At 66.5% G+C, this 14,056-nt stretch carries 16 protein-coding genes and 1 other RNA gene; 12 read left to right on the top strand and 5 right to left on the bottom strand.

Features of this window, described 5'->3' with window-relative positions; genetic code table 11:
• Positions 1 to 68 precede the first annotated feature (68 nt).
• The 3 genes from Sj15T_RS01025 to Sj15T_RS01035 all read left to right on the top strand — a co-directional run bounded on the left by Sj15T_RS01025 (position 69) and on the right by Sj15T_RS01035 (position 2,715).
• Positions 69 to 833, top strand: coding sequence for an energy transducer TonB (locus Sj15T_RS01025; RefSeq protein WP_013039500.1), 765 nt, complete (start codon positions 69 to 71; stop codon positions 831 to 833).
• 28 nt (positions 834 to 861) lie between these two features.
• Positions 862 to 1,545 (top strand): Fe2+-dependent dioxygenase, encoded by a 684-nt coding sequence (locus Sj15T_RS01030; RefSeq protein WP_013039501.1) that lies wholly within the window; start codon positions 862 to 864, stop codon positions 1,543 to 1,545.
• A 153-nt stretch (positions 1,546 to 1,698) separates the two neighbouring features.
• Entirely contained in the window at positions 1,699 to 2,715 is a 1,017-nt protein-coding gene (locus tag Sj15T_RS01035; protein WP_013039502.1) for a 50S ribosomal protein L11 methyltransferase, read from the top strand.
• A gap of 43 nt (positions 2,716 to 2,758) precedes the next feature.
• Here Sj15T_RS01035 and Sj15T_RS01040 read toward each other — a convergent pair whose 3' ends face one another.
• From Sj15T_RS01040 to Sj15T_RS01055, 4 genes are read right to left on the bottom strand one after another with little or no spacing between them, the layout of a single operon-like run.
• Complete coding sequence (locus Sj15T_RS01040; protein WP_013039503.1) at positions 2,759 to 3,301, bottom strand: NUDIX hydrolase; 543 nt, start codon at positions 3,299 to 3,301, stop codon at positions 2,759 to 2,761.
• On the bottom strand, positions 3,298 to 3,975 hold the full coding sequence (locus tag Sj15T_RS01045; protein WP_013039504.1) for a membrane protein: 678 nt from the start codon (positions 3,973 to 3,975) through the stop codon (positions 3,298 to 3,300). The genes Sj15T_RS01040 and Sj15T_RS01045 overlap by 4 nt, the downstream gene beginning before the upstream one ends.
• Positions 3,975 to 4,790 carry a TPM domain-containing protein gene (locus Sj15T_RS01050; protein ID WP_013039505.1) on the bottom strand — a complete coding sequence of 272 codons (816 nt, stop codon included), beginning with the start codon at positions 4,788 to 4,790 and terminating at the stop codon, positions 3,975 to 3,977. The genes Sj15T_RS01045 and Sj15T_RS01050 overlap by 1 nt, the downstream gene beginning before the upstream one ends.
• Positions 4,791 to 4,797: 7 nt before the next feature.
• Entirely contained in the window at positions 4,798 to 5,400 is a 603-nt protein-coding gene (locus tag Sj15T_RS01055; protein ID WP_013039506.1) for a LemA family protein, read from the bottom strand.
• A 103-nt stretch (positions 5,401 to 5,503) separates the two neighbouring features.
• On the opposite strand from Sj15T_RS01055, the gene mscL reads away from it, so the two are divergent.
• The 9 genes from mscL to rnpB all read left to right on the top strand — a co-directional run bounded on the left by mscL (position 5,504) and on the right by rnpB (position 13,126).
• On the top strand, positions 5,504 to 5,932 hold the full coding sequence (gene mscL / locus Sj15T_RS01060; RefSeq protein ID WP_007687104.1) for a large conductance mechanosensitive channel protein MscL: 429 nt from the start codon (positions 5,504 to 5,506) through the stop codon (positions 5,930 to 5,932).
• Between the two features lie 135 nt (positions 5,933 to 6,067).
• Positions 6,068 to 6,343, top strand: coding sequence for a hypothetical protein (locus Sj15T_RS01065; protein WP_007687106.1), 276 nt, complete (start codon positions 6,068 to 6,070; stop codon positions 6,341 to 6,343).
• A 162-nt stretch (positions 6,344 to 6,505) separates the two neighbouring features.
• Positions 6,506 to 8,887, top strand: a complete 2,382-nt coding sequence (locus Sj15T_RS01070) for a chemotaxis protein CheA (RefSeq protein ID WP_013039508.1) — start codon at positions 6,506 to 6,508, stop codon at positions 8,885 to 8,887.
• 17 nt (positions 8,888 to 8,904) lie between these two features.
• Positions 8,905 to 9,342, top strand: a complete 438-nt coding sequence (locus Sj15T_RS01075; RefSeq protein ID WP_013039509.1) for a chemotaxis protein CheW — start codon at positions 8,905 to 8,907, stop codon at positions 9,340 to 9,342.
• Positions 9,343 to 9,424: 82 nt separating this feature from the next.
• Positions 9,425 to 9,790, top strand: coding sequence for a response regulator (locus Sj15T_RS01080; protein ID WP_007687112.1), 366 nt, complete (start codon positions 9,425 to 9,427; stop codon positions 9,788 to 9,790).
• A gap of 82 nt (positions 9,791 to 9,872) precedes the next feature.
• Positions 9,873 to 10,949 (top strand): chemotaxis protein CheB, encoded by a 1,077-nt coding sequence (locus Sj15T_RS01085; RefSeq protein WP_013039510.1) that lies wholly within the window; start codon positions 9,873 to 9,875, stop codon positions 10,947 to 10,949.
• On the top strand, positions 10,949 to 11,854 hold the full coding sequence (locus tag Sj15T_RS01090) for a protein-glutamate O-methyltransferase CheR (RefSeq protein ID WP_041385756.1): 906 nt from the start codon (positions 10,949 to 10,951) through the stop codon (positions 11,852 to 11,854). The genes Sj15T_RS01085 and Sj15T_RS01090 overlap by 1 nt, the downstream gene beginning before the upstream one ends.
• 113 nt (positions 11,855 to 11,967) lie before the next feature.
• A complete protein-coding gene (locus Sj15T_RS01095; RefSeq protein ID WP_013039512.1) occupies positions 11,968 to 12,666 on the top strand; it encodes an N-acetylmuramoyl-L-alanine amidase in 699 nt (232 codons plus the stop codon).
• Positions 12,667 to 12,725: 59 nt separating this feature from the next.
• An RNA gene (rnpB, locus tag Sj15T_RS01100) (RNase P RNA component class A) lies at positions 12,726 to 13,126 on the top strand.
• Between the two features lie 147 nt (positions 13,127 to 13,273).
• Here the strand turns inward: rnpB and Sj15T_RS01105 are convergent.
• Positions 13,274 to 13,972 carry an endonuclease/exonuclease/phosphatase family protein gene (locus Sj15T_RS01105; RefSeq protein WP_025771699.1) on the bottom strand — a complete coding sequence of 233 codons (699 nt, stop codon included), beginning with the start codon at positions 13,970 to 13,972 and terminating at the stop codon, positions 13,274 to 13,276.
• Between the last annotated feature and the right edge of the window lie 84 nt (positions 13,973 to 14,056).

A 14,056-nucleotide genomic window follows, 5' to 3' on the forward strand; every position in this document is an offset into this window, starting at 1 on the left:
CGATTGAGTAGCATTAGGATTCGCGTTATGGACGGGCTTCGCCTGCACGGCGGCAAAGGGGATCTGGCATGCTTCGCGTAGCGGATAGATTTGTTGAAGAGGTGGAGGATGACGCTATCGTCGCGCCGCCCGCCGCCCCGCCTTCCATCCCCAGCGCGCCCTTCCGCCCTGAAGCTGCTCCGGCCCGTTATGGCGCGCGGCGCGGACTGAACTACCCGGCGGTCCTTGTCATCGTCCTGCTTCATGCCGTCCTGATCGCCGCGCTCGTCCAGGCCCGGCATCATGTGCAGCGCGTGCGGGAGGCGCGCCTCTCGGTCGTGAACCTCATGCCGCCTCCGCCCCCGCCCCCTTCCGCGGAGGCGCCGCCCCCGCCCCCGCAGGCCGAGGTCGTCGCCCCGCCGCCATTGGTGAAGGTACCCCAGCCGCCGGCGCCGACAGTGGCGACCACGCCGGACATCGCGCCTCCTGCGCCGCCTGCTCCCCCCGTCACGGTTTCCGCGCCGCCCGCGCCGCCCGCCGCATCCATGGGATCGAGCGTCGTCCAGGGCGGCGACCTGGGCGCGCAGATGATCGCCGGCAAGCCGCCCCGCTATCCGGTGGAAAGCCGTCGCAAGCGCGAGCAGGGGACGGTCGTCCTCGCGCTGACGCTGGGTCTGGACGGCGCGGTGGAGAGCCTGTCCATCGCCCGGAGCAGCGGTTTTCCCCGGCTGGACAATGCGGCGCGCGACGCGGTGCGCGGCTGGCGCTGGAGGCCCGTGATGCGCGACGGCCAGGCCGTCCGGGTCAAGGGCGTGGTCGAGATTCCCTTCGTCCTGCGCAGCGGGACGGAATGATGGACATGGCCTGTTTCCGCTCATCGCCATGCTGACCGTCATTCCCGAATTGCTGGATGCCGATGCGGTGCGGCGCCTGCGCGACCTGATCGACGCGGCGCAGTGGGTGGACGGCAATGTCACCTCCGGCCATCAATCGGCGCTGGCCAAGCGCAACCTGCAACTGCCGGAGGATTGCGCCGAAGCGAAGCAGGCGGGGCAGATCGTGCTCGACGGCCTCGGCCGCTCGCCCCTGTTCATCGCCGCCGCGCTGCCGCTGAAGATATTTCCGCCGCTGTTCAACAGCTATGCGGGCGGGCAGGCCTTCGGCACCCATGTCGACAATGCAGTGCGCATCCAGGCGGGCACGGGCTTTCGCGTGCGGTCCGATCTGTCGATCACCGTCTTCCTGGAAGAACCCGATCGCTATGACGGCGGCGAACTGACGGTCGAGACCAATTTCGGCGTGCAGCAGGTGAAGCTGCCCGCGGGTCATGCGGTGCTCTATCCGTCATCGTCGCTGCACAGGGTGGAGCCGGTGACGCGGGGACGGCGCGTGGCGAGCTTCTTCTGGCTCCAGTCCATAGTGCGGGACGACGCGGCGCGGCAGATGCTGTTCGATCTGGACAGCAGCGTTCAGGCGCTGGCGGGCGAACTGGGGCATGACGATGCGCAGGTCATCCGCTTGACGGGCGTGTACCATAATCTTCTGCGGCGGTGGGCGGACGCCTGACGCGATGCGCAATGGCCGATAGCGGCACGCGCAAGCCGTGCCTGCTCCCCGCTGCTTCTCCTTTCGCGAGCGGTGCCCCCGCAAAAAAGGCCCGCATCCGGTAGTTGAAGTGGCCGCTTCCCCTCCATTCGCCAAAGGTTTAAAGGCGGCGTCATGAACGATCTAACCCTTCCCTCCGCGCCCGCCGAAGCCAAGGCGCAAAGCTGGAAAGTGACCTTCCCCTGCACCCGCGCCGAGGCTGAGGCGCTGGATGGCGACATCGCCGCCTTTGCCCTGATGGATCGGCCGCCCGTGCTGATGACCAGCGAAGCGGAGCCTGATAATGAGCAGAGCTGGCGGCTGGACGCCTATTTCGAAGGCCAGCCCGGCCCCGCCGCGATCCGGCTGCTCCGCTCGCTCGTCCCCAGCGCCGCCGGCATCAAGCCGGTGATCGAGCAATTGCCCGATGAGGATTGGGTGACGTTGAGCCAGCAGGGGCTGGAACCCGTCACCGCCGGTCGCTTCCACGTCCGCAACCTGGCCGGCGATCCTGCGGCGCCCGGCCACGTCAATTTCCTGATCGAGGCGAGCCGCGCCTTCGGCACGGGCCAGCATGAAACCACGGCGGGCTGCCTGATCATGCTCGACCGCATGCGGCGCGTCGGCATGCGTTTCGGCAATGTCGCGGACATCGGCACGGGCACCGGCCTGCTTGCCTTCGCCGCGCTGCACCTTTGGCCGCGGGCCTATGCGACCGCGTCGGACATCGACCCCGTGGCGGTCGAGATCAGCGCCGCCAATGCCGTGGCCAATGGCGTTGCGACGGGCAAGGGGCAGGGGCAGCTTGCGCTCTACACCGCCGCCGGCGCGGATCACCCGGCGATTGCGACGCGCGCGCCCTATGACCTGCTGATCGCCAATATCCTGGCCGGTCCGCTGATCGAACTCGCCCCGTCGCTTTGCGCGCTGGTGGAGGAAGGCGGCACCATCCTGCTTGCGGGGCTGCTCCGGGAACAGGCCGATGCGGTGCTCGCCGCCTATCGCGCCCAGGGGATGCGCCTGGCCGAGCGAGCGGACCGGGGCGACTGGCCTACCCTCCGCCTGCGCAAGCGGCCCCGGATCGGCTGGAGGCGCCCGACCCGCATCGACGGCAATGCGCGTGGAGAAGCGCCCGGCTTCGGCAGTCTTTGATTTTCAACGCGGGGAATCGCTGCCCAAACGCTTGGCCACGGCCTCAGTTCGCGAATCCGGCGCCCAGCAGCAGCAGCAATTTCACGTCGATCGCGAAACCGTCCATCCGCCATGCCGCGATCCTGTCGTGGATGGCGTTCAGCGGCACGCGGTGGACCCTTATGTCCTCGCCCTCCACGCCGCCGCCTTCGCCGGTTTTCATGAGGTCGTGGGCGCGGAACAGGCTGAAGCTCTCCGACACCATGCCCGGCGAACTGTAATATTCGCCCAGATTTTCCAGCCGGCCGGGTCGGTAGCCGGTCTCCTCCTCCAGTTCGCGGGCGGCGGCGAGCATGGCTTCCTCGCCCTCATCCTGGTCGCCCACCAGCCCGGCGGGCAGTTCGATGCAGCGGCGGCCCAGCGGCACGCGATATTGGTCGACCAGCAGCACATGCCGGCCATCCGCAGCCTCATCCACGGCCAGGATGACGGCGGCGCGGATGCCTCGCGCCCGGCCGACATATTCCCAGCGGCCCTGCCGCTTGGCGGTGATGAAGCGGCCCTCCCACATGATCTCCTCGGGGGAGGTTCCGTCCTGTTCGCTCATAATTCGATCAACCTGTCGGGCAGTTCATTGGGATTGTCGCCGGTTGCCGGGAAATGCTCGGCCAATACGCGGCCGACCTGCCGCACCGCCTCCGCCATGCCTTCGGCGGCGCGGCCTTCGCGCACGCCGTCGATCAGCGCCGCCATGGCCTCGCCCCAGACCTCCGGCGCGACCCTTTCGTTGATCGCCGCATCCGCGACCAGTTCCGCCCGATGTTCGTCCAGCGAGAGGTAGATGAGCACGCCGGTCCGCCCCCGCGTGCGCCCCTGGGCGACGGCGCGGAACAGGGTGATGGCGCGGCGGCGCACGCGGCGGGCCTTGGTGGCTTTCGGGGTCAGGGCCATGCGCAGCGGCATCCAGGCGAGCGCGTAGCGGACGACGAGGAATTTGAGGATCAGCAGGCCCAGCAGGACCGTCAACAGCTTCCAATCCTCGATCTCATGCTCCCAGCTTTGCAGCAACCAGGAACAGAGGCGGCGGAAATGCTGCGGGAATGCCGCCGCCGCCGACAGGGCCAGGAACGCCGCGCCGATGGCCCAGTGCAGTCCCGCGTCATGATAGGTGTCGGAGCGGCGGGCGACGATGGTGACGATCTCCCCATCGGTCGCCTTTTCCGCTTCGGCCACGGCGGCGGTCACGCGGTCGTGATCGGCTTCGTTCATGATCAGGCGCATCACCAGTCCCCCGAAGCGCCGCCGCCGCCGAAGCTGCCGCCGCCGCCGGAAAAGCCGCCGCCACCGCCGCCCCAGCCGCCACCGCCCCAGCCCGATCCACCCCCGCCGCCCCAGCCGGAATCGCCCGGTCCCCAGAGGATGATCGGTCCCGATCCACCCCGATAGCGTCGCCCCTTGCCCCGTCCGGAAAGCATGGCGATGACGATGATCGCGACGATGATGAGCCAGAATATCGCCATGAATGTCCCGCCATCGTCCGACGCGTCGCGCGCCTTTGCCTCGGCCTGCGCCGCAAGCGCCCTGGCCTCGTCCGGCGGCAGGGTCAGCAGCTTGCCGATCGCGTCCACGCCCGCATCGATGCCGCCGGGCAAGTCGCCCGCCTTGAACCGGGGCGTGATGGCGTTGCGGATGATCTGGGACGACAGGGCGTCGGTCATGATGCCTTCCAGGCCGTAGCCGACCTCGATCCGCACCTTGCGTTCGTTAGGTGCGACGATCAGCAGCGCGCCCTCATTCTTTTCCTTGTCGCCGATCCCCCAGGCGCGGCCGAGCCGGTAGCCATAATCGGATATGTCATAGCCCTGAAGGTCGGGCAGGGTCGCCACCACCAATTGCCGTCCGCTCTGCCGTTCCAGCGCCGCGAGCTTGTCGGTCAGCGCCTGTTCCTGTTGCGGGGAGAGCAGGGCGGCGTCGTCCACCACCCGGCCGGTCAGCTTGGGGAAGGTCTGGGCCTGTGCGGAAGGCGCGATTCCCGTCACTCCCGCCGCGGGCATGAAAACCAGCAGCGCGAGGATCAGGAACAGGCGGCGGAGCATCACCGGATCAGTTGCCGAAATCGACCTTCGGCGCTTCTTCCGCGCCGGGCGTGGTGGCCTGGAACGGGGTCATCGGCTTGGCGCCGTGGATGATCTTCGCGCCGATGGCGTCGGGGAAGGTGCGGATGCGCGTATTATAGGCGCGCACCGCTTCATTATAGTCGCGGATGGCGACGGCGATGCGGTTCTCCGTGCCTTCGATCTGCGACTGGAGATCGAGGAAATTCTGGTTGGCCTTGAGGTCGGGATAGGCCTCGGCCGTGGCGATAAGGCGGCCCAAACCCTGCGACAGTTGCGCCTGGGCCTGCTGGAACTGCTGCACCTTGGCGGGGTCGGACAGATCATCGGCATTGACCTGAACCGATGTCGCCTTGGAACGGGCTTCGGTCACCTTGACCAGCGTGTCCTGTTCCAGCTTGCCGGCGGCCTTCACGGTCGCCACCAGATTGTCGATCAGGTTCGCCCGGCGCTGATATTGCGCCTGGACGTCGGCCCATTTCGCTTTTGCGGCCTCCTCCGCGGCGGGGACGCTGTTGATGCCGCAGGCGGACAGGGCAAAGGCGCCCAGCAGCGGCAGGAGGAACAGGCGGAATTGGCGCAGGATCGTCATGGAACATCCTCTGGCTTGTTTCGCCCATGGAAATAGGCGGTTGTGGAACCCTTCGCAACGGCCCATGCTTTTTCCTATCGCAATAGGAACAAGGGGTTTTGCCATGGGGCTGATTTCCGAATTCAAGACGTTCATCAACCGCGGCAACGTCATCGACCTGGCCGTGGGCGTGATCATCGGCGGCGCCTTCGCCACCATCACCAAATCGTTGACCGACGATCTGATCATGCCGGTGGTCGGCTATGTCTTCGGCGGGGCGGACTTTTCCCGCTACTTCATCCGGCTGGGCGACCTGCCCGCCGGGTTCAAGGGGAATCCGGAAAGCTATGGCGACCTGAAGGCAGCCGGGGTCGCCATGTTCGGCTGGGGCGAATTCCTGACCGTGTTCGTCAATTTCCTGATCCTGGCCTTCATCATCTTCCTGCTGGTCAAGGCGGTGAACAAGCTGATGCCCAAGCCTGAGGAAGGCCCCGCCGCAACGCCGGAGGACGTGATGCTGCTGCGCGAAATCCGCGATTCCCTTAAAAAATAAGTCGTTTCCGCGACGAAAGGAGCGTGCGGCGGGAACCATCCTTCGCGCGACCAGTTGATGGGCGTCAGGGTTCCGGGCTTCCGGCACCCTTGCCGAATGACGTCAGCCCATGGGGGCGCAACAGGAGAAAACGCCGTGAAAACCATCGTATCAGTCCTTGGCCTTGCCAGCCTGATCGCGCTTGCTGCGTGCGATTCCAAGCAGGAGAACAAGGTCGAGAACGCGTATGAGAATCAGGCGGACGCCATCGACAACCAGGCCGACAATATGGAAGCGATGGCCGATAATCTGAGCGGCAATGCCGAAGCCGCCGCCGAAAATGCCGCGGACGCGCTGGAAAACAAGGCGGACGCCACTCGCGAAGCCGGCGAGAAGGCGGGCGATTCGGTCGAGAAGCGCGAGGCGCAATAGAGCATCGCGCTCCAGGTTCAGCGCCGCTAACCGAGCCGCAAGGGGCGTCGCGACTGCCGGTCGCGGCGTCCCTTTTTCCTTTCGCGGTTTCACGGTCGCTGTCTTTAACGGGGATTTAACCACAGCCGCGCCATGGTCCGCGCCTATCCATGAGGCGGTGGAATGGACGAGCTACTCCAGGAATTCATATCGGAAACGCAGGAAACGCTGGAGGCGCTGGCCGGAGAGGTCGTCGCCTGGGAAGCCGATCCCGCCGACCGGGACCGGCTGGACGCCATTTTCCGCTTTTTCCATACGGTGAAGGGAAGCTGCGGCTTCCTGAACCTGCCGCGCTTCGAACGGCTGAGCCACGCGGCCGAGGATGTGTTGTCGGAAATCCGGGCGGGCAAGCGGATCGCCGACCCGGCCACAGTCAGCGCCGTTCTGGGCATCATGGACCGCATCGCGGAACTGGCGGAGGCGGTGGCCATCGGCGCCGCCCTGCCGCAGGAGAATGACGATTATCTGATCGCCGCGCTGACCGGCAGGCTGGCTGCGGCGGAGGTTGCCGGGCCGGATGAGAATGAGTCGCCGACGGCGGCCGTCGCGGTGGCGAGGGCTTCGGGCGGGCAGGCGGCGCCGCGCACCATCCGCCTGCCGCTGTCGCTGATCGACCAGTTGATGAACGGCGTGTCCGACATGGTGCTGGCCCGCAACGAGCTGTCGCGCAAGCTGCGCGAACGGTCGGGCGATCCGGAGCTGGAGAGCGCCTTCGAACGGCTGTCGACCTGCGTGGCGGACATGCGCGACGCCATTTCCAAGACGCGGATGCAACGCGTCGACCGGCTGTTCACCGCCATCCCGCGCATGGTGCGCGACCTGGGCCGGGATCTGGGCAAGCGCATCGACCTCAGCCTGGAGGGCGGCGATGTCGAGATGGACCGGGAAATGGTCGAGATGGTCGTCGATCCGCTCACCCATATCGTCCGCAACAGCATCGACCATGGCATAGAGACGCCGGAAAAGCGGCGGGCGCTGGGCAAGCCCGAAGCGGGCCGGCTGCGGCTGGAGGCGCGCCAGTCGGGCAACCAGATCGTCATAGAGATTTCCGACGACGGGCATGGGATCGACACCGGACGGTTGGTCGACAAGGCTATTGCTGCGGGCCGCCTGACGCCCGAAGCGGCGGCGCGGATGAGCGAGGCGGAGAAGCTCGACCTGATCTTCCACCCCGGCCTTTCGACTGCCAACCAGGTCACGGCCATTTCCGGGCGCGGCGTCGGCATGGACGTGGTGCGCGCCAATGTGGAGCGGATCGGCGGCGTCATCGCGCTCGACAATCGGCCCGGCTGCGGATTGACCATCACCCTTCGGGTGCCGCTGACGCTGACCATCATTCCGGGATTGATCGTGCGGGCCGGCGACCTGCATTTCGCCATTCCCCGCGCCGCCGTCGTGGAAATCCTGCACGACAACAATGAGACGCTGAACATCGCGCAGGTGGGCGGCGCCAAGATCGCGACGATCCGTTCCGTCCGCCATTCGATGATCGATCTGGAGGATGTGCTGGGCATGGAGCGCGTCGCGCAGCCGGGGCCGCGCGCCGTGATGGTCGTGCGCTCCGCGACCGGCGTGCCGTTCGCCATGGGCGTGTCAGCGGTGGAAAATCACGAGGAACTCGTGATCCGTCCCGCATCGCCGCTGGTGATGGCGTCGGGCGTCTATGCCGGCATGACCCTGCCCGACAATGGCAAGCCGATGCTGTTGCTGGATGCGGCGGGCCTCGCCAATGCGGCGCGCCTGCCCAATATCGTCGACGATCATGCGGCGCGTCGGGCCGGAGAGGGCGAGGAGGCGCAGGGCGTCGTCGAGATGGTTCCCGCCTTGCGGTTCGAGGAATATTCGGGCGAGCGTCGATTGCTGAAGCTGTCGCTGATCGAGCGGGTCGAGGACATCGACGCCCGGCTGTTCGGCCGGTCGGGCGGTTGCGGCTTCGTGCGCCTGGACGGACGGCTGGTGCCGGTCGCCAACGGTCATCACGCCTTTTCCGAGGAGAAGGTCGCAGCGCTTCGCCTGCGCGACGGTGCGCGGGAGGCCTGCTATCCGGTCGCCGCGGTGCTCGACATCGTGGAAATGCCCGCCGTGCCGGACATGGTCGCAATGCATGGCCTGTTGAGCGGCGTCGCGGTGATCGACGGCGAGCATCTGGAGGTGATCAATCCCTTCGCCCTGTTCGCCGCCCTGCCGGACGAGCCGATCGCCGAGCGGAGCGGCGGCCGCTGCCTGCTGGCCGACAGCGAGGATGGCTGGACCCGCGAGATATTGGCGCCGCTGCTTCGACAGGCCGGGCATGAGGTGGTGATGGGCCTGCCCGCCGACGAAGCGGTCGACCCGCAGGACGTGGTGCTGTTCACCGGATCGGACGCGTCGCAGGCCGGCGAACTGCTGGGCTGCCGCATCGTCCATCTGCGCGCCACGCCTCGGCCCGCCGGGCCGCAGGACAGCAGCATCTATCGTTACGATCAGGACGCGCTGATGGCCGCGCTCGCCGGATCGCAGCGGTAGGAAGGGAGAATGGCCGCATGAACCAGCTTTACCTTTTCGCCACGCTGGCGGGCACGAGGATCGCCGTCCAGACCCGGGAGGTCGAGGCGGTGGTCAAGCTGACCGACATCTCACCAGTGCCGGGCATGGGCGCGCATGTCGCGGGCCTTTCCGCGCTGCGCAGCCGGGTGCTGACCGTCATCGACGCCGCCGCGCTAGTGCGCGGGCTGCCGACGCCTGCGGAAAAACGCGGTTTCGCGATCATCGCCGACATCAGCGGCCACAGCTATGGACTGATGGTCGATGCCGTGCACGACATCTGCCAGGTGCCGGAGGGCGAACTGCCGCTGCGCGGCCAGCTGGATCCCGCCTGGGCGCCTTATGCCCGCGGCCTGGTGGAGCATGAGGGCCAGCCCTATCTGCTGGTGTCGCTGAGCGGCTTCATCGAGGGCGGCTCGCTCGCGCAGGCCGCATGACGATCTCGCACCGGCGTTTACCAAATCCTCGCCTTTGCCGGTTAAGGCCTGTGACCATGGGACGCAAAAAAAAGGACGCATTATGAAAAACTGCCTGGTCGTCGATGATTCGAAGGTCATCCGCAAGGTTGCCCGCCACATATTGGAATCGCTCGACCTTTCGGTGAGCGAGGCGGTCGACGGCCGCGACGCCCTTACGCAATGCGAAACGTCCGTGCCGGATGTGGTCCTGCTGGACTGGAACATGCCGGTGATGAGCGGCATGGAATTCCTCCAGGCGCTGCCGGACGCCAATCTGGCCACGCGGCCCAAGATCATCTTCTGCACCACGGAAAACGGCATCGGCCATATCAAGGCCGCGGTGGAGGCAGGCGCGGACGAATATGTGATGAAGCCGTTTGACCGGGAAACGCTGGAAAGCAAGCTGACGATCGTCGGCGTGATCTAGCGCCGCGTTCGGGATCGACCGATCTCCGCCGACCTTCCCGTCTTTTCCTTCAGCTCGCCTTTGTTCAGAAAGATTGCCTTCGATGACCGTTCACGTGCCGATCATGGCCAGCAGGGACGAGGACAGGGCGCTGCGCACCCTGATCGTCGACGATTCGGTCGTGGTCAGGACGGTCATAGAGCGGATTTTGAACGCCGACCGGCGATTTTCCGTCACGCACAAGACCAACAGCGCCGAACATGCGCTGGGCTATTTGCAGGACCATGAGGTCGACCTGATCCTGCTCGACATAGAGTTGCCGGGGCAGAGCGGCCTCATGGCGCTGCCGGCTATTCTGGGGATCAACCCCCGCGCCAAGGTCGTGATCCTGTCGGGCAATTGCGAGGAGGGGAGCGCCGCGGCGGTCGAGGCGCTGGCGCTGGGCGCGAGCGACATATTGGCCAAGCCGGGAAGCGGCAGCTTCGGCGAGCATTTCCCCCAGGCCCTGATCGACCGCCTGTTGCGCCTGTTCAGCGGCGCTGCGACCCCGGTCACGGTCCGGCCGCCGCTGCGGATCGATCCGGAACAGGCGGCCCAGCCGCTTGCCTGCCTGGGCATCGGCGCATCGACCGGCGGCATCCATGCCCTGGGACAGCTTTTTGCGGGGCTGGCCGCGCCGCTGGGCGTGCCGATCCTGCTGACCCAGCATCTGCCCGCCAGCTTCACCCATTATTTCGTCCAGCAACTGGGGCGCATGACGTTCCTGCGCGTCAAGGTGGCGGAACAGGGAGAGATGCTGGCCCCGGACATCGTCTATGTCGCGCCGGGCGACGCCAATCTCCAGCTTCGGCCGGGCCTTTACGGCCGGGTGTCGGTGGCGCTCAATCCGCAGCGCACGCCGACCGGCAACCTGCCCGGCGTCGACCCGATGTTCGCCAGCATGGCCCAGGCCTATGGCGCCGGCGCGGCGGGCGTGGTGCTGACCGGCATGGGGCGGGACGGGACGGCGGGCGCGCGCGACATCGTGGCGGCGGGCGGCTGGATCGTGGCGCAGGACGAAGCGAGCAGCGTGGTCTGGGGCATGCCCGGATCGATCGCCGGAGAAGGATTGAACTGCGCCCTGCTGGAACCCCATGCGATCATGGACTTCGTGGCGCGAAGAGGAAAGAACAGGAACTGATGGCATTGCCCCCTTCGGCCGACTCCCTCCCGTCCGGTTCCGCTTCGGCCGCTTCCATGGGCGGCGCGGCGCGCATCCTTTCCGGCCTGCTGGAGGCGCGCACCGGGCAGATCCTGTCCGAAAGCCGGGCCTGGCGGATGGAAACGGCGCTGAAGCCGGTGCTGCGCGCCCATGGACTTAGCGACATGGATGCGCTGGCGTCTCGCCTGATGGGGCGCAAGGACGCTACGCTGGAAAATGACGTGGTGAACGCGCTGCTCAACAATGAGAGCAGCTTTTTCCGCGACCTCCAGATCTTCGACATGATCCACCGCCATATCCTGCCGCGCATCCACGGGCAGCGGTCGGACCGGACGCTGCGCATCTGGAGCGCGGGCTGTTCGACGGGGCAGGAGGTCTATTCGCTGGCGATCCAGCTTTGCAACGACATGGCGCGCTGGCGCGGCTGGCGCATCGAGATATTGGCGACCGACATCTCCACCGCGGCCATCGCCCAGGCGAAGGCGGGCATCTTCACGCAGATGGACGTGCAGCGGGGCCTGCCGGTGGGCGACCTGCTCAAATGGTTCGACCCCGCGGGCGACGATTGGCGCGCCAATTCGGCGCTGCGCCAGATGATCGATTTCCGCACCGACAATCTGTTCGACGCGCGCGCGCCCCAGGGGGAATACGACCTTCTGCTCTGCCGCAACGTGCTGCTGTACTTCACGCCCGAACGCCGCCAGAGCGTGCTGCGCCTGCTGGCCCGGCACAGCCATGCGGGCTCCGTCCTGCTGCTCGGCGCGGGGGAGACGGTGATCGGGCATAGCGACGATTTCATCCCCCACGCCGAATTTCGCGGCGGCTATGGACGCCGCGCTGCCGCCGCGACCCAGGCGGGCGGAGCGATGCGCCGGGCGGTCTGATCGCCCCGGCGGTAAAATACCGCAGCCCGCTTGATTGGCCTGCCGCTGTCGGCCATGGTCTGTCCGCGCCCTCCAGGCGCTGACGGACGCATGCGAGTGACTGGCCCTTGGCGATGAACGACTTTCCGATGATCGACACGCCGTCGCCCAATTTCGACGAGCGCAGCCTGCCTATCTCCATGCTGGTGCTGCATTATACGGGAATGGTCGATGCGGCCACCGCGATCAACTGGCTCGCCAGCCCGGAATCCAAGGTTTCCGCCCATTATGTCGTGACGGAGGATGGGCAGGTCATCCGCATGGTCGATGAGGAAAAGCGCGCCTGGCATGCCGGACGGGCGCATTGGCGCGGCATCGACGACATCAATTCGGCCAGCATCGGCATAGAAATCGTCAATCCGGGCCATGAATGGGGCTATCGGCCTTTTCCGGACGCGCAGATGGGGTCGCTGATCCCGCTGATCCACCAGATCGTGCAGCGGCACAAGATCACGCGGGGCAACATCGTCGGGCATAGCGACGTCGCCCCGGCGCGCAAGCAGGATCCGGGCGAGCTTTTCCCCTGGGGGCAGTTGGCGCGGCTGCGGCTGGCCTTGCCGCGCCCGACCAAAAATTTGATGGACCCGCATTGGAGCGACGGCGGCTTCATGCTGGCGCTGGAGCGTTTCGGCTATGACATTGCCGAGCCGCAGGCGGCGGTGGTGGCGTTCCAGCGGCGCTTTCGCCCCGAACTGATCGACGGGATCATCGATGGAGAGTGCCGGGCTATCCTGCTGGCGCTGCTGCTGCCCAAGCCCCAGGGTGACGACTAAGCGGCGTGATGACTGAACGGGGATGACGGGGCTTGATGACGTGTGTATAGGCGCTTTTGCCAGAGGGCCGGGCGGCCGCGGCGTGGCGGGTAACTTCCACGGCGAGGAAAGTCCGGGCTCCACGAAATGACGGTGCCGGCTAACGGCCGGCTGGAGTGATCCAAGGGACAGTGCAACAGAAAGCAGGTCGCCCAAGGCTTCGGCCCCAAGACTTCGGTCGGGTGAAATTGAAAGGGTGCGGTAAGAGCGCACCGCGCCTGCGGCAACGCAAGGCGGCACGGTAAACCCCACCGGGAGCAAGACCGAATAGGGGCGGCGCGCAGTTTCGGCTGCTAGGCCAGTTTCGGCTGAGACCGCCCGGGTTGGTTGCTTGAGGGACGGAGCGATCCGTCCCCTAGAGGAATGGTCGCCACCCTTCGCAAGAGGGGGACAGAACCCGGCTTACAGGCCCTCTGGCATCTCGATCGGATGAACAGCCGGATTTCGGCTTTTAGCCACTTCCCGACATTCCGAATTTGTCCACGCTGCCTAGTTCTGCCGTTGGGAAATTTTCGCAGCGTCCGAACTGGGTTCCTGCCGGCGCAGGAACACGACGGCCCATATATTCTCAACCCAGCCCGAACTCCGCCCAGATGGGGAGATGGTCCGACGCCTTGCGGGCCGCCGCGCTTTCATGGACGCCGCAGTCGACCAGTTTCAACCGCCCGCAATGCATGATCCGGTCGAGCCGCGCCACCGGGCGCCGCGCATGGAAGGACCGGCCGCAGGGCGCGAAGCTGTAATGGCGGGCGAAATCGGCCAGGCATCCCCGTTCCGCGCTCCATTCGTTGAGGTCGCCCATCAGCACCGTCGGCATGGCGTCGCGTGAGGATGCGGCGTGGATCACCGCCGCGGCCTGCTTGCGCCGCCATAGCCCGGACAGGTCGAGATGCATGCCGAAGACGCGCAGGGACGCCTTGCCCAGCGTCACTTCCGCCATGGTCGCGCCGCGCGGCTCCAGGCAGGGGAGGTGCAGCACGTCGTGCGCGCCGACCTCCGCCTCCTTGCGCACCAATATCGCGTTGCCGTGCCAGCCCATCGAGTCCACATGCACGTTCAGCGGCACGGGCCGGTAGGGGCTGATGCTCTCCAGCAGCCAGGGTGGCAGCGCCGCCGAGCGCACGCCGAAGCGGCGGTCAGCCTCCTGCAACGCGATGATGTCCGCGTCCAGTTCGTTCAGCACGTCGATCACCCGCTCGGGAACCCGGCGGCGGTCGGTGCCTATGGCTTTGCGGATATTGTAGCTGGCGACGCGAACGGTCTTCATGGCGAAACAATGCGCCATGGCGCGCCCGGTTTCCATCGGAAGATGCAAAGAGCAATTGTGTTCCTCATATGTTCTGATATGCGT

Source organism: Sphingobium sp. TA15 (assembly GCF_037101235.1).
Taxonomy (GTDB): Bacteria; Pseudomonadota; Alphaproteobacteria; order Sphingomonadales; family Sphingomonadaceae; genus Sphingobium; species Sphingobium indicum.